Origin of the sequence: Limosilactobacillus sp. DJ3M12, from assembly GCF_947381695.1 — a bacterium.
Taxonomy (GTDB): Bacteria; Bacillota; Bacilli; order Lactobacillales; family Lactobacillaceae; genus Limosilactobacillus; species Limosilactobacillus kinnaridis.
Genome location: NZ_CANCWY010000005.1, coordinates 77,969 through 99,206, shown reverse-complemented (window position 1 = coordinate 99,206; position 21,238 = coordinate 77,969). Strand labels below are relative to the sequence as shown.

20 protein-coding genes and 1 pseudogene are annotated in these 21,238 nt (G+C 38.3%); 18 read left to right on the top strand and 3 right to left on the bottom strand.

Features of this window, described 5'->3' with window-relative positions; translation table 11 throughout:
- Positions 1 to 94: 94 nt before the first annotated feature.
- The 6 genes from QOS06_RS04920 (at position 95) to smpB (ending at position 7,190) form a co-directional block, all read left to right on the top strand.
- Complete coding sequence (locus QOS06_RS04920) at positions 95 to 1,477, top strand: amino acid permease (protein WP_035159750.1); 1,383 nt, start codon at positions 95 to 97, stop codon at positions 1,475 to 1,477.
- Positions 1,478 to 1,595: 118 nt separating this feature from the next.
- Entirely contained in the window at positions 1,596 to 3,146 is a 1,551-nt protein-coding gene (locus QOS06_RS04915) for a ClC family H(+)/Cl(-) exchange transporter (protein ID WP_152726571.1), read from the top strand.
- A 66-nt stretch (positions 3,147 to 3,212) separates the two neighbouring features.
- The gene (secG, locus tag QOS06_RS04910) at positions 3,213 to 3,452 is read left to right on the top strand and encodes a preprotein translocase subunit SecG (RefSeq protein WP_003667480.1); all 240 of its coding nucleotides are present in this window, start codon (positions 3,213 to 3,215) and stop codon (positions 3,450 to 3,452) included.
- Positions 3,453 to 3,530: 78 nt separating this feature from the next.
- On the top strand, positions 3,531 to 4,307 hold the full coding sequence (locus QOS06_RS04905) for an alpha/beta hydrolase (RefSeq protein WP_035159748.1): 777 nt from the start codon (positions 3,531 to 3,533) through the stop codon (positions 4,305 to 4,307).
- A complete protein-coding gene (gene rnr, locus QOS06_RS04900; protein WP_107690264.1) occupies positions 4,294 to 6,699 on the top strand; it encodes a ribonuclease R in 2,406 nt (801 codons plus the stop codon). Before QOS06_RS04905 ends, rnr begins: the two co-directional genes overlap by 14 nt.
- 17 nt (positions 6,700 to 6,716) lie before the next feature.
- Entirely contained in the window at positions 6,717 to 7,190 is a 474-nt protein-coding gene (gene smpB / locus QOS06_RS04895; RefSeq protein ID WP_003666449.1) for an SsrA-binding protein SmpB, read from the top strand.
- A 56-nt stretch (positions 7,191 to 7,246) separates the two neighbouring features.
- On the opposite strand, the gene QOS06_RS04890 is transcribed toward smpB, so the two are convergent.
- Entirely contained in the window at positions 7,247 to 7,831 is a 585-nt protein-coding gene (locus tag QOS06_RS04890; protein WP_102816876.1) for an LURP-one-related/scramblase family protein, read from the bottom strand.
- 150 nt (positions 7,832 to 7,981) lie between these two features.
- On the opposite strand from QOS06_RS04890, the gene QOS06_RS04885 reads away from it, so the two are divergent.
- The 4 genes from QOS06_RS04885 to QOS06_RS04870 all read left to right on the top strand — a co-directional run bounded on the left by QOS06_RS04885 (position 7,982) and on the right by QOS06_RS04870 (position 10,793).
- Entirely contained in the window at positions 7,982 to 8,671 is a 690-nt protein-coding gene (locus QOS06_RS04885) for a uracil-DNA glycosylase (RefSeq protein ID WP_035159745.1), read from the top strand.
- A gap of 60 nt (positions 8,672 to 8,731) precedes the next feature.
- Positions 8,732 to 9,706, top strand: a complete 975-nt coding sequence (gene pta, locus QOS06_RS04880) for a phosphate acetyltransferase (protein ID WP_003666452.1) — start codon at positions 8,732 to 8,734, stop codon at positions 9,704 to 9,706.
- Between the two features lie 119 nt (positions 9,707 to 9,825).
- Positions 9,826 to 10,284, top strand: a complete 459-nt coding sequence (gene tsaE / locus QOS06_RS04875; RefSeq protein ID WP_152726573.1) for a tRNA (adenosine(37)-N6)-threonylcarbamoyltransferase complex ATPase subunit type 1 TsaE — start codon at positions 9,826 to 9,828, stop codon at positions 10,282 to 10,284.
- Positions 10,284 to 10,793, top strand: coding sequence for a GNAT family N-acetyltransferase (locus QOS06_RS04870; protein WP_152726574.1), 510 nt, complete (start codon positions 10,284 to 10,286; stop codon positions 10,791 to 10,793). Before tsaE ends, QOS06_RS04870 begins: the two co-directional genes overlap by 1 nt.
- Before the next feature lie 31 nt (positions 10,794 to 10,824).
- On the opposite strand, the gene QOS06_RS04865 is transcribed toward QOS06_RS04870, so the two are convergent.
- Positions 10,825 to 11,247: a PAS domain-containing protein gene (locus QOS06_RS04865; protein WP_003670424.1), complete on the bottom strand. Its 423-nt coding sequence runs from the start codon at positions 11,245 to 11,247 to the stop codon at positions 10,825 to 10,827.
- Positions 11,248 to 11,258: 11 nt separating this feature from the next.
- Positions 11,259 to 11,798, bottom strand: coding sequence for a 3'-5' exonuclease (locus QOS06_RS04860; protein WP_003667489.1), 540 nt, complete (start codon positions 11,796 to 11,798; stop codon positions 11,259 to 11,261).
- A 124-nt stretch (positions 11,799 to 11,922) separates the two neighbouring features.
- Here QOS06_RS04860 and murB point away from each other — a divergent pair, with 124 nt between their 5' ends.
- The 8 genes and pseudogenes from murB to glmS all read left to right on the top strand — a co-directional run bounded on the left by murB (position 11,923) and on the right by glmS (position 21,149).
- A complete protein-coding gene (murB, locus tag QOS06_RS04855; protein WP_139561198.1) occupies positions 11,923 to 12,819 on the top strand; it encodes a UDP-N-acetylmuramate dehydrogenase in 897 nt (298 codons plus the stop codon).
- A 332-nt stretch (positions 12,820 to 13,151) separates the two neighbouring features.
- A pseudogene (gene rbsK, locus QOS06_RS04850) lies at positions 13,152 to 14,061 on the top strand (ribokinase).
- 11 nt (positions 14,062 to 14,072) lie between these two features.
- Entirely contained in the window at positions 14,073 to 14,468 is a 396-nt protein-coding gene (gene rbsD, locus QOS06_RS04845) for a D-ribose pyranase (RefSeq protein ID WP_098046458.1), read from the top strand.
- Positions 14,469 to 14,487: 19 nt separating this feature from the next.
- Entirely contained in the window at positions 14,488 to 15,843 is a 1,356-nt protein-coding gene (gene fucP, locus QOS06_RS04840; RefSeq protein ID WP_152697419.1) for an L-fucose:H+ symporter permease, read from the top strand.
- Positions 15,844 to 16,002: 159 nt separating this feature from the next.
- Positions 16,003 to 16,854 (top strand): diadenylate cyclase CdaA, encoded by an 852-nt coding sequence (cdaA, locus tag QOS06_RS04835; protein WP_003666462.1) that lies wholly within the window; start codon positions 16,003 to 16,005, stop codon positions 16,852 to 16,854.
- The gene (locus tag QOS06_RS04830) at positions 16,838 to 17,737 is read left to right on the top strand and encodes a CdaR family protein (RefSeq protein ID WP_152738143.1); all 900 of its coding nucleotides are present in this window, start codon (positions 16,838 to 16,840) and stop codon (positions 17,735 to 17,737) included. The genes cdaA and QOS06_RS04830 overlap by 17 nt, the downstream gene beginning before the upstream one ends.
- 27 nt (positions 17,738 to 17,764) lie before the next feature.
- Positions 17,765 to 19,120, top strand: coding sequence for a phosphoglucosamine mutase (gene glmM, locus QOS06_RS04825; protein WP_003667497.1), 1,356 nt, complete (start codon positions 17,765 to 17,767; stop codon positions 19,118 to 19,120).
- Positions 19,121 to 19,328: 208 nt separating this feature from the next.
- Entirely contained in the window at positions 19,329 to 21,149 is a 1,821-nt protein-coding gene (glmS, locus tag QOS06_RS04820; RefSeq protein WP_078009118.1) for a glutamine--fructose-6-phosphate transaminase (isomerizing), read from the top strand.
- Positions 21,150 to 21,238 lie beyond the last annotated feature (89 nt).

Sequence of the window (21,238 nt, the reverse complement as noted above, 5' to 3'; positions counted from 1 at the left end):
ATATTAAAAAATAATGAGAAAGAAGCGTTGGAATTTAGTATAAAATATAATATAATCTTTAAGAGTTAAATACAATGAAAGGATAATGATACACATGAAAAAATCGGCACCAGAACTTAATCGTTCGATGACTGCTGGTCAGATGGAAATGATTTCCCTTGGTGGGGCGATTGGTGTTGGACTGTTTATGGGATCAACATCTACAATCAAGTGGACCGGGCCATCTGTTATCCTCGCATATGCGTTTGTCGGCTTAATTCTATATATTGTTATGAGAGCGTTAGGAGAGATGATTTACATTAATCCTGGAACAGGTTCTTTTGCGGATTATGCAACTGAATATGTTCATCCAGTAGCTGGATACCTTGCTAAATGGGCTAACGTATTTGAGTATATTGTTGTAGGAATGTCTGAAGTAGTAGCAGCAACTGAATACCTTAAATATTGGTGGCCACACCTTCATACTTGGGTAGCTGGAATTGTTATTATTATTTTCTTGGTCCTCGCTAATTTAGCGAGTGCAAAAGCATATGGGTCGCTTGAATTTTGGTTTGCGATGATCAAAGTTATTACTATTATCTTTATGATCTTACTTGGATTTATGATTATCTTCTTTGGCTTTGGTAATGGCGGTCATCCAACCGGTTTCAGCAATCTTTGGTCTCATGGTGGATTTTTCACTGGTGGCTGGAGTGGTTTCTTCTTCTCAATGTCAATTATCGTTGGATCTTATGAAGGAATCGAATTGTTAGGAATTTCTGCCGGGGAAGTAGCAAATCCGCAAAAAGCAATTGTTAAATCTGTTAAGTCTGTTTTATTCCGGATTTTAATTTTCTACGTTGGCGCAATTTTTGTAATTGTAACAATTTATCCTTGGAATGAATTAAGCAGTGTTGGATCACCATTTGTATCTACTTTTGCTAAGGTCGGAATTACAGCTGCAGCATCAATCATTAACTTTGTGGTTTTAACCGCTGCATTATCAGGTGCTAATTCGGGTATTTACAGTTCAAGTCGGATGCTGTTTAAGCTATCTCATGAAGGGGATGCTCCTAAGATTTTTGGTCGTCTTTCAAAACGGATCGTTCCCGATGCTGCCATCCTTGGTATTTCCGGTGGTATTTTGATTGGCTTTATTATTGATATGATTTCGGCAACTTATAGCCATTCAACTGCTGATATGTTCGTGGTTGTCTTCAGTTCTTCTGTTTTACCCGGAATGATTCCATGGTTTGTAATTTTACTAGCAGAATTACGTTTCCGTCGTAATAATAAAGACTTGATGGTTGATCATCCATTCAAATTACCACTATATCCATTTTCAAATTATTTTGCATTTCTCATGTTGATTGTGATCGTTATCTTTATGTTTATTAATCCTGACACACGGATTTCGGTTATTGTTGGTGCTGCAGTATTGATTCTAGCAGTCACTGTATACCTTGTTCGGCATGGTTTTAAAAACGAAAAAGCATAAGATAAATAAGAAGCTAGGAAAAAATCCCTGGCTTCTATTTTATTTTTAAATTAATTTCGTCTCACTAAGCTCATGTAGTACAATGGCATGTAGACTTTTAATAAATTGGAGAAGAACAATGGAGAGTAGAAAAGAGGTATTTCATCGCTATAATCAGTTCAATCAACTAATTCGGGCGATCATTATTGGAATATTGACTGGTTTAGTAGTTAGTATATTTAGACTCATAATTCAACACTTTTTACAATTAGTAACAGCAAGTTTTGCATATTTTCATTCTCATCCATTATGGCTAATACCATGGACAATTGGATCAATTATTTTAGCATTATTATTAGGATGGTTAGCTCAATCCTATCCTGATATAAAAGGGTCGGGGATTCCACAGGTTGAGGGACAGTTGACTAACCAATTTGATGAAAAATGGTGGCCAGTGTTATGGCGAAAATTTCTCGGCGGAATTTTCGCCATTGGATCTGGATTATATCTCGGACGTGAAGGACCATCAATTCAACTTGGGGCAACAATTGGGCAAGGAGTAGAGGAAAAGGCCAAAGTAGGGCACCTTAATCGCCAAATAGGGATCGCAAGTGGAGCAGCAGCAGGATTATCTGCAGCCTTTAATGCGCCAATTGCTGCGACTATCTTTATTTTGGAAGAAGTGTATCATAATTTTTCACCGGTAATTTGGTTGGCAACATTTGTGAGTTCGCTTTGTTCTAATATAATTTCGATGCAGTTTTTTGGCTTACGACCGGTTTTGAATGTTCCTTATAATCATATGCTTCCTAATAATCTTTATTGGCATTTGATCGCGCTTGGTATTTTATTAGGTATCTTAGGGCGTCTTTACCAAATTGTTATTTTGCATTTGAATGGTTGGACGGCACGGATTCCTAAACTATCTCCTATTGCTTATCCAATTATTCCGTTTTTGCTGGTTATTCCTATCGCCTGGTATTTTCCAATCACGTTGGGCGGGGGAAATGAATTAATTATTATTTTACGTTCCTTGCCATTTTCTTTAGCGCTTTTTGTGGGGCTTTTTGTCCTTCGCTTTGTATTTTCAATGATTAGTTATGGTTCGCAATTACCAGGTGGGATATTTTTGCCAATTTTAACTCTTGGCGCTATTTTAGGCGCAGTCTATTGTGCGTTAATGGTTCGTTTGGGATTAATGCCAGTTCGATATTTACCTAATTTTATTATCTATGGAATGGCAGGTTATTTTGCATGTATTAGTAAGGCGCCATTTACTGCTATTTTATTAATTACTGAAATGGTTGGCTCACTTGCGCACTTAATGCCATTAGCCTTGGTAGCAGTAGTAGCTTATCTTGTTGTGGATGCGTTACACGGTGAACCAGTATATACAGCAATGTTTAACGCCTTTATTGGAAATAATCCGCAACCAGCACGCCATAAAGAGGATGTTACGATGTCGATTACCATTTATGCTGGCGCCCAGTTGGATGGTTGTAAAATTAAAGATTTTCCATGGCCAACTGATTGTATTGTGATGGTTGTCTATCGGGGAGAAGAAAAGATCATTCCGAATGGTCAAACAAAGCTGCAAGCTGGCGATACGTTAATTTTGCGGGCTAATTCAGCAACTACTAGACAAGCTTACCATGAGATAAGTCGGGCTGCGCATTATGCACAAGGATAGCAATAGAACAATAAATATGATATGATAATTAAGATAAAAGCGTGAAAGTATTAGGAGGAAGAATCCTTGTATAACACATTAATGACTTTATTCTTAATTGATTGCGTTGTATTAATTGCTTGTGTAATGATGCAGCCAGCGAAAAACGATAATGATGCAATGTCAGCTTTGACAGGTGGTGCGGGTGACTTATTCTCACGTCGTAAAGCGCGGGGATTTGAAGCTGTTATGCAGATTGTTACAACAATTTGTGGAGCACTCTTCTTTATTCTGGCATTAGCGATGATTTACGTTTCGTCACATTAAATTTAAAGTGCCTCCTGAAATTATTGTGATTCCAGGGGGCTTTTTTGACGCTACGGTTGGAGTGTAGGGGATGATGTAGTGATAACGTATACTGGTGAGTCTTTTTTCTTTCCCCACAGTGGACGGCATGGAGTTATTTTGCTTCATGCATATACAGGAAATACGAATGATGTTCGAATGCTGGGACGTCAGCTTAACTGGCAAGGATATACGGTTTTCGCACCGCTTTTGCATGGTCATGGTGGTGATCCGCAAAAGGTGCTGGAAAGCAATGGCCCAGATGATTGGTGGGATGATACCCGGATGGCAATTTTTCGTTTACGAGATGCCGGAGTTGATCAAATTGCAATTTTTGGGTTATCGCTTGGTGGTTTACTTGCAACAAGAGCTCTTGAGAATGATCCGCAATTATTAGGTGGTGGTGTTTTTGCATCCCCAATTACCACCTGGGGACAATCGAATGTTCCGGAATACTTCCCTAAAATTGCGGCAAAGTATTATCGTCAGCAAAAAATCAACCCATTAATTACTAAGGAAAAGGTTGCTAAATTGACTGAACGACTCCCCCAACAACTAGCACAAATTCAAACAATGGCGCATCAAATTTGTGACCAATTAGATCAGATTCATCAGCCATTCTTTATTGCACAAGGAGGCGCAGATGAAATGATTGATCCAGCGTCTGGACTGCAATTAAAAACAAAATTACAGGAGAATGGGGTTGCAGTTGATTACCATTACTACCCAACCGCTACTCACTTATTAACAGTTAATACCGCTCATCGTCAACTATTTGCCGATGTAGAAAAATATTTACAAAATTTATTCGAGGTGTCTTCTAATGACAACAAATAATTTAAAAGAAAAAATATTAACACATTTAACAGATAATGCAGGTGTGAGTTACTCAGCAGAAAAACTTGCTCATCAATTAGGGATGGATGATGCTGAGCAGTTTACACCGATCGTTCAATCTCTTGCTCAATTGGAAAGAGAGAAAAAGGTTCAAGTAACTGATCATGGTGAATTCGAAGCAGTTATTAAACAGCAACCACTTATTGGGACTTTCCACGGAAACGATAAGGGGTTCGGTTTTGTAGACTATGACCCTGATCTTCCAGACATGTATATTAATCCTGATCATACTTTGCATGCATTAAATGGGGACCAGGTAGAAGTTAAAGTATTACGTCCAGCAAAAGCAGGTAGTGATCAGGGTCCAGAAGGTCAAGTAACCCGGATTGTTGAACATAAATATGAAAATGTAGTTGGTGAATTTAAGCAAGCGACTATCGGCGATGATTACATTGGTGAAATTTTGCTTAAAGATAAGAAATTATCGCAGTATCATTTCTATGTAACGGACAAGGGATTAAAACCACTTGACGGCCAAGTAGTAACAGCTACTGTTGAGACTTATCCTAGTGATGAGGCACCGGAAGTAATGACGGGTGCCGTTACTGAAGTGATTGGTGATAAGGATGAGCCGGGTATTGATATTATGTCAGTAATCTATGCTCACGACGTCCCTCATGAATTCCCTAAAGAAGTGATGGAACAAGCTAATAAGATTCCGCTTCATGTTCTCCCAGAAGAAAAAAAGGGTCGGGTGGATATTACTGACCAACCGCTTGTTACCATTGATGCAATTGAATCAAAAGACTTGGATGATGCGGTGGTAGCTTGGAAGATGGATAATGGGCACTACCACCTTGGGGTTCATATTGCGGATGTTACTCACTATGTAAAGCCAGGTACACCGCTTGATCAAGAAGCATTTAAGCGTGGTACATCTGTTTATCTAACTGATCGGGTAGTTCCAATGCTTCCTAAGCGGCTTTCTAATGGAATTTGCTCTTTAAATCCTAATGAAGAACGCCTTGCTATGAGTTGCGAAATGGAAATTGATGAGCAAGGGAAAATTGTTAATCACCGAATCTTCCAAAGTGTTATGAAATCACATGCCCGAATGACTTATAAAGCAGTTAATAAAATTCTGGAGTCGCATGATGCTAAAACGATGAGGCAATATGAAGATCTCGTTCCAATGTTTGAAACAATGGGGGAGATTCACAAATTACTGCTTAAGAATCGGAAAAAACGTGGTGCTATTGACTTTGAAGCTCCTGAAGCAAAGATTATTGTGGATGAAAAGGGTCACCCAACTGATATTCAACTACGAGATCGGGGACTTTCTGAACGGATGATTGAATCCTTTATGTTAGCTGCTAATGAAACAGTTGCTGAACACTACTTTAAGGAACACGTTCCATTCCTTTACCGGATCCATGAAACACCAGATAGTGAACGTATTAAATCATTTGTGGACTTTTTAGCTGTGTTTGGAATTGAAGTTCATGGTGATATTAAGAATGTTAAACCAGGGATGCTTCAAAAAGTATTGAAGGATGTGGCTGGTACTCCTGAAGAGCAAATGGTTCAAGTGATGATGTTACGTAGTATGCAACAAGCTAAATACTCGGATGAAGAGCTAGGCCACTTTGGCTTGGGTGCTAAATACTACACTCACTTTACTTCACCAATTCGGCGATACCCCGATGATACGGTTCACCGTTTGATTAAGTGGTACGAAAAACATGGTAAAAACGAACCAGCTAAGGACCATTGGCGTGATAAGCTTCCAGAAATTGCTGAACATACTTCGGTTACCGAACGGCGGGGAATTGATACCGAACGTGATGTTGATAGTATGAAGAAAGCCGAATACATGGAAGACCATGTTGGCGAAACCTTTGATGCCGTTGTAAGTTCAGTGATGAAGTTTGGTTTGTTCGTCGAATTGCCAAATACAGTTGAAGGGTTAGTTCATATTAGCGTCATGAATGATGATTATTATGAATATTCAGAAAAACATATGGCCTTAATTGGACGAAACTCTCATCGAATTTTCCAAATGGGACAACCTATTAAGGTTAAGTTAGTTCGGGCAGATAAAGATCTTCGTGAAGTTGATTTTGAAATTGTTAACCCTGAAGAAGCACCAAAGACAAAGATTCGGGTCCCACGTAATGATGAATATCGGGGTCGAGGTCGTGGCCGCAAAGGACGTGCCAATAATAATTCCCGTCATGAGAACACTAGCGGTAATCATTACCGTAATACTCAAGGAAAATGGCGTCGAACTCACCAAGAAAATGGTCGTCAAAATAATCGTCAAATAAATCGGGGACAAACTCGTCACCACAATAATTCACGTGATCATGAAGGCGTTCATCGCCACCATTAAGAGCGGGGAGGGATATTATGGCAAAAAAATCCCATCAAGAAAATAATGACAATTTAATTGCACAAAATAAAAAGGCACGTCATGATTATTTTGTCACGGATACTGTTGAAGCAGGATTAGTTTTAACGGGGACGGAGATAAAATCTGTTCGTGCTCACCGGGTGAATTTGAAAGATGGATTTGCCCAAGTTCGTAACGGTGAAGCTTGGTTAATGAATGTGCATATTAGTGAGTATGATAATGGGACTTACTTCAATCAAGATCCATTAAGAAATCGCAAGTTGCTATTGCACAAAAAGGAAATCAATAAGCTTGTAGGAGCCTTACAGGATAAGGGAGTTACGCTTATTCCCTTGAAAATGTATATTAAACACGGCTATGCAAAAGTTTTATTAGGACTAGCCAAAGGTAAACACCAGTACGATAAACGTGAAGCAATTAAGCGTCGTGAACAAAACCGTGAAATTGAACGAGTTATGAAACATTATTAAAGTGAAGAGCCTAGGTGAAAATCACAAATTTTCACCTAGGCTTTTCACTTTAAAATCTATTTGTTTCTGCGTTCTTTACAGTTAAAGTTTAACTGATTGCTAATTGAAAATGACATGCTGGTATTAAGATTAGGAGAACGTTTTATCAACCGTGCTAATAATGGTTCCTGTTCGCTTCGTCGAGCCCAATGGTTGAGAATACTAGCGATTAGAATTGCTAGAGGTTCATCTTCTTTTTTATTTATTTTTAATTCATGACAATATCCACTTGATAGTTTAACAGGTTGAATTGAAAAAACTAAGTGACTACCGGAAAAAACACGGTAGCGGCTTGTTAATGGTGAACCAACAACGATCCAGTTAATACCGCGAATATAAATAACCTGTTGAACAAACCCAAGACCTTTTCCGATTGTTCCAACGCGTTGCCGATTAACATATAATGCGAATTTGGGTAACAGTCCAAGAGTTAATTGCTTCACTTCAGCTAATAAGGCTCCATCAATTGCATATAATGATAGGACATCGTACCTCATTCCCCATTTACCGACAAGAAGATAGCACGATTTACCATTCTTATCGCGAATGACGGTCGTTCCATGTAAATCACTTGAACGATCGCGAATATATAATTGTCGCACTTTGCCACCACCATTCTTTGATAATCTACCTTTTATTTTACCAGCTTCTTAGCAAATTTGGTGAAGAAACTTCTAAGTTAAAAAACGCTTCCAATTTATCCCATGATGATGTTTAATTATGCTAAAATAATAGGCGAGGTGCTAATAATCGTGAAACAATTAATTCATAACGACTGGTGGGAAGTTTTAAAGCCCCAGTTTGAAAGTGCATATTATGCGCAATTGCATAATTTCCTAAAAGAAGAATATACCCATCAAACGATCTATCCAGAAATGCATCATATTTTCGAAGCATTTGAATGGACTCCTTTTAGTAAGGTTAAAGTTGTTATCCTTGGTCAAGATCCTTATCATGGACCAAACCAAGCTCATGGGTGTAGTTTTTCAGTACTGCCTGGGGTGCCGGTCCCGCCTTCATTACAGAATATTTACAAAGAATTGCAAAGTGATTTAGGTTGTATACCGGTAAATCACGGCTATTTAAAGAAGTGGGCTGATCAAGGCGTCCTGTTATTAAATTCGGTTTTGACAGTGCGAGCAGGGCAAGCATATTCTCACCGTGGACATGGCTGGGAACAATTAACAGATGCAGCGATTCATGCTTTATCTGAACGTCCTAAACCAGTTGTGTTCATCTTATGGGGACGGGCTGCTCGAAATAAGAAACAGTTAATTAATACGAAGACAAATATCGTTCTTGAATCAGCTCACCCGAGTCCATTATCTGCTAACCGTGGATTCTTTGGGTCTCGACCATTTTCTAAAACAAACGAAGCACTTCAGGCAATGGGAGAACAGCCAATTGATTGGCAACTGCCTGCCAAACCAAATTATCGTTAAAGATGTGATTGTTAGTCACAACTTTAAAATGTTTAGTGACCATAAGGAGGTACTTGCATTATGGAATTATTTGATGAGATTGCTGCAAAGATTAAGGGACAAAACAAGACCATTGTTTTTCCTGAAGGTGAAGATAAGCGGATTTTAGGAGCTGCTGTCCGTTTAAAGAAAGATAATTTAGTAGAGCCAATTTTACTTGGTGATGAAGAAGCGATTAAAGAAGTTGCAAGTAAAAATGGTTTTGATCTTGCTGGCCTTCAAATTATCGATCCAGCAACTTATCCAGAAGACGATAAGCAAGCAATGTTTGACTCATTAATGGAACGGCGCAAAGGGAAGAATACTCCTGAAGAAATTCAAAAGATGCTTGAAGATGTGAGCTACTTTGGAACGATGCTTGTTTACATGGGAAAGGCTGATGGAATGGTTTCTGGTGCTGTTCATTCAACTGGGGCAACTGTTCGGCCTGCATTACAAATCATTAAGACTAAGCCTGGTGCCCATCGAATTAGTGGGGCTTTCCTCATGATTAAAGGCGATCAACGTTATATCTTTGCTGATTGTGCAATTAATATTGAATTGGATGCGCCAACAATGGCTGAAGTGGCAATTCAAAGTGCAGAAACAGCTCGCTTATTTGAAATTGATCCTAAGGTTGCGCTTCTTAGTTTTTCAACTAAGGGTTCTGCTAAGGGCGAAATGGTTACCAAGGTTGCGGATGCTGCTAAGCTAGTTCATGAATTGGATCCCGACTTACCAGCTGATGGTGAACTACAATTTGATGCTGCTGTTGTTCCATCAGTAGGTGAACTTAAAGCCCCTGATTCAAAAGTTGCTGGTCATGCCAATGTCTTTATTTTCCCAAGTCTGGAAGCAGGTAATATTGGTTACAAGATTGCGCAACGATTTGGCGGGTTTACAGCAGTTGGTCCTATTCTTCAAGGACTTAACGCACCGATTGCAGACCTTTCACGGGGATGTAGTGAAGATGATGCTTATAAGGTTGCAATGATTACCGCAGCACAAGCATTGTAAATATTGATGAAAAGGAAGTGGGACTAAAAACTCGCAAGCGAGTTTAGTCCCACTTCCTTTGCTTTTTAAACATGAGATGGGTACAATAAGGCTAGTATTTTAAACTTGGAGAGAGTACTATGGAGAGCTTAACGTTAACGAATCGGGACGCAACAATTGCCCTTGGAAAGAAAATTGGTCAGCAATTAGTTGCCGGGGATGTGCTAGTCTTAGACGGTGATTTAGGAGCAGGCAAGACTACTTTTACCAAGGGATTGGCTGCAGGGTTAGAAATTCCTGATATCATTAAAAGTCCTACTTTTACAATTATTCATGAATATCAAGATGGCCGTCTCCCCTTATACCATATGGATGCATATCGCTTAGAAAATGGGGGAGCAGAAGATCTCGGACTTGAAGAATACTTTGATGGTGATGGAGTTTCAGTTATTGAATGGGCTGAATTTGTTGAAGATGAATTGCCAGCTGACTTTTTAGCTATCCACTTCAAGCGAACAGATGATGATAATACTCGTGTTCTGGAATTTGAACCCCATGGACAGCATTTTGACCAAATTGTAAAAAGCGTGGTGGGATAATGGCAGATGACATTTCGATAAAGCTAGCAACGAGTGAGGATGCCGGGGCTGTTTTGCAATTTTTACGGGTAACTGCAACTGAAAGTGACGCGGTATTAGTTCCGCATTTAAATGAGATTAGTGAAAAGACAGAAGCAAAAAATATCGATTTAATAAATCAATTTGATGATTGTGTTATTTTACTTGCGATGCTCGGCGAAGAGATTGTGGGGATGGTTACTGTAATGGTATTAGATCATCAACCGACAACCGGTGAATTAGGAGTCGTGGTACGGAAAAAGTATTGGCGAAACGGAATCGGTCGCTTATTAGTTGATGAAGCAGAGTATTGGTTTAATACTTATAGTAGTTTAGAAAATTTGATCCTGACAGTTTTTGAGGATAATATTCCGGCAATTAATCTTTATCAGCAATTACACTTTGTTACAATAGGAAAAACAGTTGAGCAGGGTCGTAATGTCCTGCAAATGCAATACGATAATAAAAAAGAGGAAACAATGGAAAAGTAAGCCATTATTTCCTCTTTCTTTGTACATATGTTTATTTTTTATGTAGGACTTGCATAATGTTTCGCCAGAAGGATCCCTTTGTTTGCTGTTTACTAACGTCTTGTGTTACCTCTACACATCCGAGGTATTTATTTTGATCATCACGTAAGGCGTAAAAAGCAATATTTACAGGTTGACCATGATGCTTGATCATAATGCTAATTGAATCACGGTCTCCGGTATGCATATCATGAAGTACTTGCTTAACATGGCCTTGACTATGCCCGGGATGAACCTCAAGCACATGTTTACCTAAGTCTGCATCCGTTCGCTTGAATAAACGATGCCGATTAGCTGATGACCAGCGAATGATATCATTTTCATCAATGAAATCGAATTCTACGGGGATGGTTTCAAAAATAGTATTAAGTTGTTCAATACTTAGTTTTCCACCTTTAAGATTAATATCTGTCATGATTATCTCCTTTAGCCGATTAAATTAATAAAGGGCTGAATCTGTTGTGGGGTAAAATGCTTGCTTTGATAAAGCAGAATGTTAGCGCAAGCCTGGGCATCATCAAGAGCATTATGGTGGTGATGAAGGTCAATATTTAACGCGTCACAAACAGTATTAAGTTTATAATTTGTTAATCCTGGAATCAACTGGCGGCTTGAAGCAACGGTATCGAGCGTCTGGTAGGCGGGGACTTCGATATTGTAATGTTCTAACGTATTCCTTAAAACGCTATTATCAAATCGATTATTATGGGCAATAACTAATTTATCAGGAGTGTAGAATTGGTTGATATGTTCCCATACTTCTGGGAAATCAGGCGCATTTTGGACGTCACGTTCATGAATACCGTGGATCTGTGTATTACGCCAAAAGAATTTAGTATGAGGATTAATTAGGGTGTAAAATTCGTCGGCAATTTGTCCATTCCGAACGATTGTGAGTGCGAGCGAACATGCACTGTAACGCTTACCATTAGCAGTTTCAAAGTCCATTGCTATAAAATTCATCATACATCCTCCTTGCAAAAGTCGATAATTTTATTTTACAATCAACTAATCATTTTTCAAAACTTTTACTTTTGAAAAATGATACAATAGCTCTTGAAAGTAAATATAAAAAAGGAAGAAATAGAGAATGGCTAATTTGATGAACGAATTTCCTGATATTGAAATTAAACAAGATGAACCATTAATGAATTACACCTATACTAAAACAGGAGGTCCAGCTGACTGGTTGGCTTTTCCCGAAACGGTCGACCAGGTAAAAGAATTGGTTGATTATGTTCGTGAGCATAAAATGGGCTTAACGGTTTTAGGAAACGCCAGTAATTTGATTGTTGGCGATGGCGGTATAGATGATTTAACAATTATTCTTACGCGGCTTAATAAAATTGAAGTTCATGATAATAAGGTAACGGCACAGGCAGGAGCATCTTATATTGCAACAACCGAGGCAGCCCGTGATAGTGAACTTACTGGATTAGAATTTGCTGCTGGTATTCCGGGCAGTATTGGTGGGGCTGTCTTCATGAATGCCGGTGCATATGGTGGTGAAACTAAAAATGTTGTTTCTGAGGCTACCGTAATGCTTCCCGATGGAACGATCAAACACTTTACTAATGAAGAATTGGACTTTGGTTATCGGCATAGCAGTATTCAAGATAATAATGGCGTCGTGTTAGATGCTACGTTTGCTTTGGAACCGGGTAAGTATGATGATATCAAAGCAAGGATGGACGACCTAAATGAACGGCGAGAGGCTAAGCAGCCATTAGATCTCCCATCTTGTGGAAGTGTCTTTAAACGGCCAGAAGGATATTATGCCGGAAAGTTGATTCATGATGCTGGATTGCAAGGATATACTTCAGGTGGAGCGCAGGTTTCGACTAAGCATGCCGGCTTTATCGTTAATATTGACCATGGAACCGCAGCAGACTACGTAAATGTTATCCATCATGTCCAAAAGACAGTTAAAGAAAAATTTGGTGTTGATCTTGAAACCGAAGTAAGGATTATCGGCCGGCAAGATTAAAAAGATAAAGTGTAAGTTTATTAAAAGATTATTAATAAGCTTGCACTTTTATTATTTTAAAGATAGTGAAGTGATGAATGAATTTAACTTAATAGTTAGGTGCCGTTAAAAAGGGAAAAAATAATTTAATTGATCTTATTATTTGCTAATTATGAAAAAATCTCACAAATTGCTCATTGAAAAATTATTATTATGGATGAAAAGCGATTCCAAAGGATTTTGAAGTATACCGATTCACTGACTGATAAAAATAACTTTGTAATCGCTTTCGAAATATGATAGGATATTTAAGTCTCATTTTTGAAAAAATTCACAAAGTAAGGAGTATATTTATGAGCAATAATGTAGTTGTTTTAGGAAGTATTAACGTTGATACTACTTATCACGTTGATCGCTTCCCTCAACCTGGTGAAACCATTTCAGCAGTAAGTAAGAGTTCTGCTCCTGGTGGTAAGGGTGCCAATCAAGCAGTTGCAGCAGCCCGCTCTGGTGCCAAGACGGCTTTTATTGGGGCAGTTGGTTCTGATAAAGAAGGAGCTTACATGCTTGAATCATTGGCTGATGATCATATTGATACACGCCAAGTTACATGGCACTGGTAGTGCTGCGATTACTTTAGATGCTAATGGTCAAAATGACATTATGGTATATGGCGGTGCTAATCAAGCAATGACCACTGATGTTCTTGCAGGTATTGATGATGTTTTAGAAGATGCTGACTTTTTAATTAGTCAATTTGAAACACCACAAGAAGTGGCTTTAGATGCATTTAAGCAAGCTAAAAAATACGGTGTTACTACTCTTTTAAATCCAGCACCAGCTCATGAGATTTTACCAGAGTTATTAAAATATACAGATGTTATTACGCCTAATGAAAGTGAATGCGCCTTATTAACAGGTATTGAAATTACTGATGAAGAATCAATGTTAAAGAGTGCTGATTACTTCCGTGAACGGGGAGTTAAGCACCTTTTGATTACTTTAGGCTCAAAAGGAGTATTTTACTCTACACCTACAGCTCATGGATTAGTTCCAGCATTTAAGGTTAAGGCAGTTGATACTACAGCAGCTGGTGATACATTCCTTGGTGCATTAAGTTCACAATTAGAAAAGGACTTATCAAATGTTGACAAGGCACTTGTCTACGCACAACGAGCATCTAGTTTGACTGTCCAACAAATGGGAGCAATGCCTTCTATTCCAAACCATGATGCGGTTATAAAAGCATTAGCAGAAAATTAAGGAGTACTATCATGAAGAAAACAGGGATTATTAATTCAGAAGTTTCAGCTGTCGTGGCTAATATGGGACATATGGATTGGTTATCAATTGGTGATGCCGGAATGCCCGTTCCATTTGGTACTAAGAAGATTGATTTGGCTGTTGATAAGGAATTGCCAAGCTTTATGGACGTATTGAATAATGTTCTTAAGGAAATGAAGGTTCAAAAGATTTACTTAGCTGAAGAAATCAAGGATCAAAATCCAGAACAACTTGAAAATATTAAGAAGGCATTACCAGATGTTGAGATTGCATTTATGCCTCATAGTGAGCTTAAGAAGAGTCTTGCTAAGACGCATGCCTTTATTCGGACAGGGGAAATGACGCCATACTCAAACATTATCCTTGAATCAGGCGTAACATTTTAATATTAGGGGTTAGTTTTTTATGGAAAATGAAGTAAAAAAAGATAAGGGACAAAGTTGGGTTCAACTGTCAGACGGTTATTTAAGTCGGACACCAATGTTCCAATTTGTTATTTTATGTTTAATCTTCCCATTATGGGGAGCAGCGGCCAGTCTTAATGATATTTTGATTACACAATTTAAGACGGTTTTCACCTTAAATGATACTGCAACGGCCTTTGTTCAAAGTGCCTTTTACGGTGGTTATTTCTTAATGGCAATTCCGGCTTCAATTCTTATTAAGAAGACATCATATAAGTTAGCAATTCTTATTGGGCTATTATTTTATATTATTGGTTGTGGAATGTTTTTCCCAGCTTCACATGTTGCTACTTATAGTATGTTTTTAGTTGCTATTTTTGCTATTGCTATTGGTTTGAGTTTTCTTGAAACTAGTTGTGATACGTATGCAACGATGTTTGGACCAAAAGAAACTGCTAACAAACGGTTAAACGTTGCTAATGTTTTGATTCCTCTTGGTGATATCATGGGAATCGTTCTTGGTAAGTGCCTTATTTTCGGTGAAGGTGGAAACATTGCCGACAAGGTTGCTAAGATGTCAAAATCTGAGGCAGAAGCTTACAATGAACACTTGCTTCAATTGACTTTGCAGCCTTATAAGTACATCTTGATTGTTTTAATCATCATCTTTATCGTTTTGGCAGTTACTAAGATGCCTCGCGCTAAGGCCTTCTCAACTGGTTCTGAAACTAAAGAAGACCAACCATCACTTGGCGAAACTTTCAACTACTTATTCCACAATAAGCGGTACATGAAAGGGGTTCTCTGTCAGTTTATTTATGCTGGTATGCAAACGACTGTATGGTCATTCACTATTCGGTTAGCATTACGCCTTGATTCTCATATTTCTGATGCAGCTGCTTCAACTTTCATGATCTATAGTTACATCGCTTGGTTCTTTGGTAAGTTAGTTGCAAACTGGTTCCTTGACCGTTACTCAATTACTAAGGTATTAACTTGGTTCTCATTACTTGGAACAATTTCATTAGTAATTACCTTTACTGTTCCTAACATCACAGCGGTAATTGCGGCAATCGCAACTAGTTTCTTCTTTGGACCAGAATGGCCAACGATCTATGCTCATACCCTTGATCAAATTCATGAAAAGAAGTACACCGAAACTGGTGGTGCATTTATCGTTATGTCCTTAATTGGTGGGGCAATTGTTCCAACAATTCAAGGACGGGTATCAGATTTAACTGGTTCAATGCAGTTATCATTCATTGTCCCAGCAATTTGTTTCGCACTTATCACTATTTACTTCTGGACTGAGCACCGTTGGGAAAAGGCTCATCCAAATGAAGTGCAAGAACACTAAAATTTCCCAGGAAATAATTTAATATTAAAGGCCCAGCGGTTATTTAATCAGCTGAGCCTTTATTTATTTCCAAAACTTTAAAGTAATTTTTTTCTAGATTAAGCTAAACACGAAATGAAATGATATAATATGAACGTGATTTAGAGGATGGTGAATGCGATGCAATTTATAATTTCGCTTCTAACATGGCAGAATCTGATTCACTTAATTGATATCTTAGTAATTTGGTTTTTAATCTACGAGTTATTAATGTTGATTCGTGGTACAAGAGCTGTCCAACTATTTCGTGGTATTCTGATCATTATTTTGGTTAAGATTGTTAGTTGGTATGTTGGTTTAAGTACTGTTTCGTGGGTAATGGACCAGATTATCAACTGGGGTGTTATTGCAATTGTCATTATCTTCCAGCCAGAGATTCGGCGCGGACTGGAACACCTTGGTCGAGGAACTTTCTTTACTCATAATCAAACAGCAAATGAGAAAGAAGAAGATATGATTAAGCAATTAGACCAAGCGATTCAGTACATGTCAAAGCGAAGAATTGGTGCTTTAATGAGTATTCAAATGAAGACTGGTCTAGAAGAGTATATTGAAACAGGTATTCCACTCGATGCTGATATTTCAGGGGCATTACTTATTAATACTTTTATTCCTAATACGCCCTTACATGATGGAGCAGTGATTATAAAAAATAATCGGATTGCAGTAGCGGCTGCTTATCTTCCTCTGTCTGATAGTAAATTGATTCCTAAAGAATTAGGGACACGACATCGGGCTGCTGTCGGAATTAGTGAAGTGACAGATGCATTAACAATTGTTATTTCAGAAGAAACCGGCGAAGTTTCAATTACGAAAGATAATGAATTAATTCGAAACATGTCGCGAGATGAATACCTAAAGTTCTTACGTGCTCAGTTGTATACGCATGAGCCTCAACACGAAAACTTGGTAACAGAACTTTATGCTAAGTTTCAACGTAAAGGAGGTGGCCGTCATGGGCAAGGACACTAAAGGCTTCTTTCGCCGGAAATGGTTTTTGAGAATTATTTCGTTAATCCTAGCACTCTTTCTATTCATGTATGTAAATGGGAGCAAAAGCGGCTTCCTTCGTCAAAATACTCGGAATAATAACCAGAGTAGTGCTTTAATGTCGAATAAATCCGTTACCCTTCGAATGCCCCTTGATGTAACAATTGATAATAATAAGTATATTGTCAGCGGGTATCCTCAATATGTTAAGGTTAAGGTAACCGGTCCTTCCGCATTGGTTACAACTACCTCTAATACTCAAAATTTTAAGGTGTATGCGGATTTGTCTGACTTGACTCCTGGTAAACACCGAGTAAAGTTAAAAACGAGTGGGTTAAATTCAGAATTAACTTCTAAAATTGAGCCACAATATATTAATGTTAATATTCAACCACGCAAGACGATTACAATGAAAGTAACTATTCGTTTGAGTACTAGAGATTTGGATAATGGCTATAAGCTTGGACGTCCACATAGTGATATTCAGACTGTCCAAGTTACTGGTTCACGAGATGAAGTTAATAAAGTAAATCGAATTGTTGCTTTTGTAGCAATTCCGCACGATGCAAAGGATAGTATTGCACGACAGGTAACACTACAAGCAATTGATCGGAATGGTCAAACACTTAATGTTGTGATTTCACCAACTACTACTAATGTTTCTATTCCTATTTCTGCGGGTTCACAAAGCAGCAGTTCAAATGATAGTTCATCAAGTAGTAGTGGTAGTGAAGAGAGTGAAGAAGCAAAGAGTAATTCAAGAGCAACATCGCGAAATGACTCTTCAGATTCTTCATCTGAAACATCCCAATCTTCAAGCAGCATAAGTAATGAAGATTCAAGTTCAAGTAGTCGAAATCAATAATAAAGATACACATAGAGGAGAAGTGAAATGAAGTTAAAATATTTTGGAACTGATGGAGTTCGTGGAGTTGCAAATCAAGATTTAAGTCCAGAATTGGCGTTCCGTGTTGGTCGCGCAGGTGGATATGTCCTTACTCGGCACTCAGAACGAAAACAACCTCAAGTATTAGTTGCTCGTGATACACGAATTTCAGGTGAAATGCTAGAAAATGCATTGATTGCTGGATTATTATCCGTTGGTATTGAAGTTTTACGGCTAGGGGTTGTCACTACTCCCGGGGTTGCTTACCTTGTTCGGGCACAAGAAGCTGATGCTGGAGTTATGATTACTGCTAGTCATAACCCAATTAAATATAACGGGATTAAATATTTTGGTGGTAATGGATTTAAATTATCCGATGAATTGGAATATGAAATTGAACAATTACTAGATGCTGAAGAAGATACGTTGCCACGACCATCTGATGCAGGCTTAGGAACAGTTGCTGATTATCATGAGGGAGCATTAAAGTACACTTCATTCTTGGAACAAACTGTTTCAAGTGATCTTGAAGGATTAAAAGTGGTAGTTGATGCTGCTAATGGTGCAACAAGTGGCTTTATCTCTAATCTTTTTGCTGATATGAATGTGGACTTTATTCCAATTAATGATCAACCAGATGGCTTAAATACTAACCTAAATTGTGGATCAACTCACCCAGAGAGCCTCCAAAAAGCGGTTGTGGAAAATAATGCTGATCTTGGAGTAGCATTTGATGGTGATGGTGACCGTTGCATTGCTGTTGATAATGAGGGAAATATTGTTGACGGTGATAAGATTATGTATATCTGTGGTAAGTACATGGATAAGAAGGGATTACTTAAGAAAGATACAGTAGTTACAACTGTGATGAGTAATCTGGGAATGTACAAAGCTTTAGAAGCGCACAACTTAAAGAGTGTTAAGACTAAGGTTGGTGACCGGTATGTTGTTGAGGAAATGCTGAAAAATGGTTATAACCTTGGTGGTGAACAATCAGGACATATTATTTTCTTAGATCACAATACAACTGGGGATGGAATGCTTACCGCACTGCAACTCTTGTCTGTAGTTAAAGACTCTGGGAAGACACTCGCTGAATTGGCAAATGATGTAACAACTTATCCACAAGAGTTATTGAATATTAAGGTAGCAGATAAAACTACTGCAATGGAAAATCAAAAATTAAAGGAAATTATTGCGCAAGTCGAGAAGGAAATGAACGGGGACGGACGGGTTCTTGTTCGTCCTAGTGGAACTGAACCTCTTTTGCGCATTATGGCTGAAGCAGCTACGCCAGAATTAGTTCATGAATACGTTGAACGGATCGGTGATGTTGCCCGCGCGGAATTAGAAGTAGAATAACTTGAGAAGTGAAAAAGCGAGGCTGGAAGAAAATTTATTCTTCTAGTCTCGCTTTTTAATCTTTTAATAAATTTTAAATCATATAGACCAATCTAATAAAATAATTGACAAGATAATCTAAAAACTGTACTATACAATACGGTTGATTAGATCTAGTGATAATCACTAGTTATCTATACCAATTTTATTTAAAGGATGGAATTTAATTATGTGTGGAATTGTTGGAGTTACAGGAACTGACAAGAGTTTGTCAATTCTAATTGATGGATTAAAGCGTCTTGAATATCGTGGATATGACTCTGCAGGAGTTTATGTTAATGATCAACAAGGACATGATTACCTTGTAAAGCGGCCAGGTCGGATTGCTAATCTAGAAGCGGCGCTTGGAGAAGAAGTCCATGGTTTAGCCGGTATTGGCCATACCCGGTGGGCTACTCATGGTGAACCAAATGAAGCCAATGCTCACCCTCAATACTCTCAAGACGAACGGTTCTACTTAGTTCATAACGGTGTAATTGAAAATTATGCTGACTTAAAGAAAGAATACTTATCTGACGTTAAATTTGTTAGTCAAACTGATACAGAAGTAATTGTTCAATTAGTTGATAAATTTGTAGTTGAATCTGGAATGTCAACAGAAGCAGCCCTTCTTAAGGTTCTTCGTTTAATCAGCCCAGATTCTTCATATGCATTTGTATTGATGGATAAAGAACAACCAGATACATTATTTGTTGCTAAAAATAAGAGTCCATTATTAGTTGGGATTGCTGATGGTTACAACATGGTTGGTTCTGATGCAATGTCAATGATTAAGGAAACTAATACCTTTATGGAAATCGGTGACCACGAGTTGGTAATCGTTAAGCCAGATCACGTTACTGTTAAAGACTTTGATGGTAATGAGATTGACCGGCCAACATTTAAGGTTGATATGGATGCTAATGCCGCAGATAAAGGTGCTTACCCATACTACATGTTAAAGGAAATTGACGAGCAACCAGCTGTTATGCGGAAGTTAGTTCAAGAATACTTTGGTGACAATGATGTAGCACAGATTAATGAAGAGATGTTAAAAGATATGGCAGATGCTGACCACCTTTACATCGTTGGTGCCGGTACAAGTTATCATGCTGGCTTAGTAGGTGCGCGCATTTTTGAAAAACTTTGTGGAATTCCTACATCTGTTCACATTTCATCAGAATTTGCTTATGAGCAACCACTCCTTTCTAAGAAGCCGTTCTTTATCTTCTTAAGTCAAAGTGGTGAAACAGCTGATAGTCGGGAAGTACTGGTTAATGTTAATAAGCATAACTGGCCAAGCTTAACAATTACTAATGTTGACAAGTCAACGCTTTCTCGTGAAGCAACTTACACTGAATTACTTTACGCTGGTCCAGAAATTGCCGTAGCTTCAACAAAAGCCTACACTGCCCAAATTGCTGTCGAAGCTATTCTTGCTCAAGCATTAGGCGTTTACATGGATAAGCAAGCAGCTAAAGACTTTGATGTTAAGCACCAATTAGGATTAGTTGCTAATGGTATGCAATCAATTACTGATAGTAAGAAGAAAGTCGAAGAAATTGCTTCTCGTTACCTCTCTAAATCTCCAAGCGCCTTCTACATTGGCCGGGGAATGGATTGGTCAGTTTCACTTGAAGCTGCTTTGAAGTTAAAGGAAATTTCATACGTTCAAGCGGAAGGTTTTGCATCTGGTGAATTGAAGCATGGAACAATTGCTTTAATTGAAGATCAGACTCCAGTGATTGGAATCATTACCCAAGATCGGACTGCTGGTTTAACACGGAGCAATCTTGAAGAAACGCAGGCTCGTGGGGCCAATGCAATTACAATTGTTTCACGGCACCTTGCAAAAGAGGACGATACATTCGTTCTTCCCGATGTCGATGAAGTGTTGACACCACTTCTTAGCGTAATTCCAGCACAATTGTTGGCTTACTACACTAGTCTTGGTAAGGGACTTGATGTTGATAAGCCACGTAACCTCGCAAAGTCTGTTACAGTTCAATAAAATTATAAAGGAAGTTAGAGAAGCTTTAGTTGATTTCTCAACTTCTTTTTATTTTTAAAGTAATTTGATATTTTCTTTAGATTTGTTTA

Bases quoted from the DNA above. Each gene is read 5' to 3' on its own strand.
- QOS06_RS04920 (WP_035159750.1), top strand. From the start codon at position 95: ATGAAAAAATCGGCACCAGAACTTAATCGTTCGATGACTGCTGGTCAG.
- QOS06_RS04915 (WP_152726571.1), top strand. From the start codon at position 1,596: ATGGAGAGTAGAAAAGAGGTATTTCATCGCTATAATCAGTTCAATCAA.
- rnr (WP_107690264.1), top strand. From the start codon at position 4,294: ATGACAACAAATAATTTAAAAGAAAAAATATTAACACATTTAACAGAT.
- smpB (WP_003666449.1), top strand. From the start codon at position 6,717: ATGGCAAAAAAATCCCATCAAGAAAATAATGACAATTTAATTGCACAA.
- pta (WP_003666452.1), top strand. From the start codon at position 8,732: ATGGAATTATTTGATGAGATTGCTGCAAAGATTAAGGGACAAAACAAG.
- tsaE (WP_152726573.1), top strand. From the start codon at position 9,826: ATGGAGAGCTTAACGTTAACGAATCGGGACGCAACAATTGCCCTTGGA.
- QOS06_RS04870 (WP_152726574.1), top strand. From the start codon at position 10,284: ATGGCAGATGACATTTCGATAAAGCTAGCAACGAGTGAGGATGCCGGG.
- QOS06_RS04865 (WP_003670424.1), bottom strand. From the start codon at position 11,247: ATGACAGATATTAATCTTAAAGGTGGAAAACTAAGTATTGAACAACTT.
- QOS06_RS04860 (WP_003667489.1), bottom strand. From the start codon at position 11,798: ATGATGAATTTTATAGCAATGGACTTTGAAACTGCTAATGGTAAGCGT.
- murB (WP_139561198.1), top strand. From the start codon at position 11,923: ATGGCTAATTTGATGAACGAATTTCCTGATATTGAAATTAAACAAGAT.
- rbsD (WP_098046458.1), top strand. From the start codon at position 14,073: ATGAAGAAAACAGGGATTATTAATTCAGAAGTTTCAGCTGTCGTGGCT.
- fucP (WP_152697419.1), top strand. From the start codon at position 14,488: ATGGAAAATGAAGTAAAAAAAGATAAGGGACAAAGTTGGGTTCAACTG.
- cdaA (WP_003666462.1), top strand. From the start codon at position 16,003: ATGCAATTTATAATTTCGCTTCTAACATGGCAGAATCTGATTCACTTA.
- QOS06_RS04830 (WP_152738143.1), top strand. From the start codon at position 16,838: ATGGGCAAGGACACTAAAGGCTTCTTTCGCCGGAAATGGTTTTTGAGA.
- glmM (WP_003667497.1), top strand. From the start codon at position 17,765: ATGAAGTTAAAATATTTTGGAACTGATGGAGTTCGTGGAGTTGCAAAT.
- glmS (WP_078009118.1), top strand. From the start codon at position 19,329: ATGTGTGGAATTGTTGGAGTTACAGGAACTGACAAGAGTTTGTCAATT.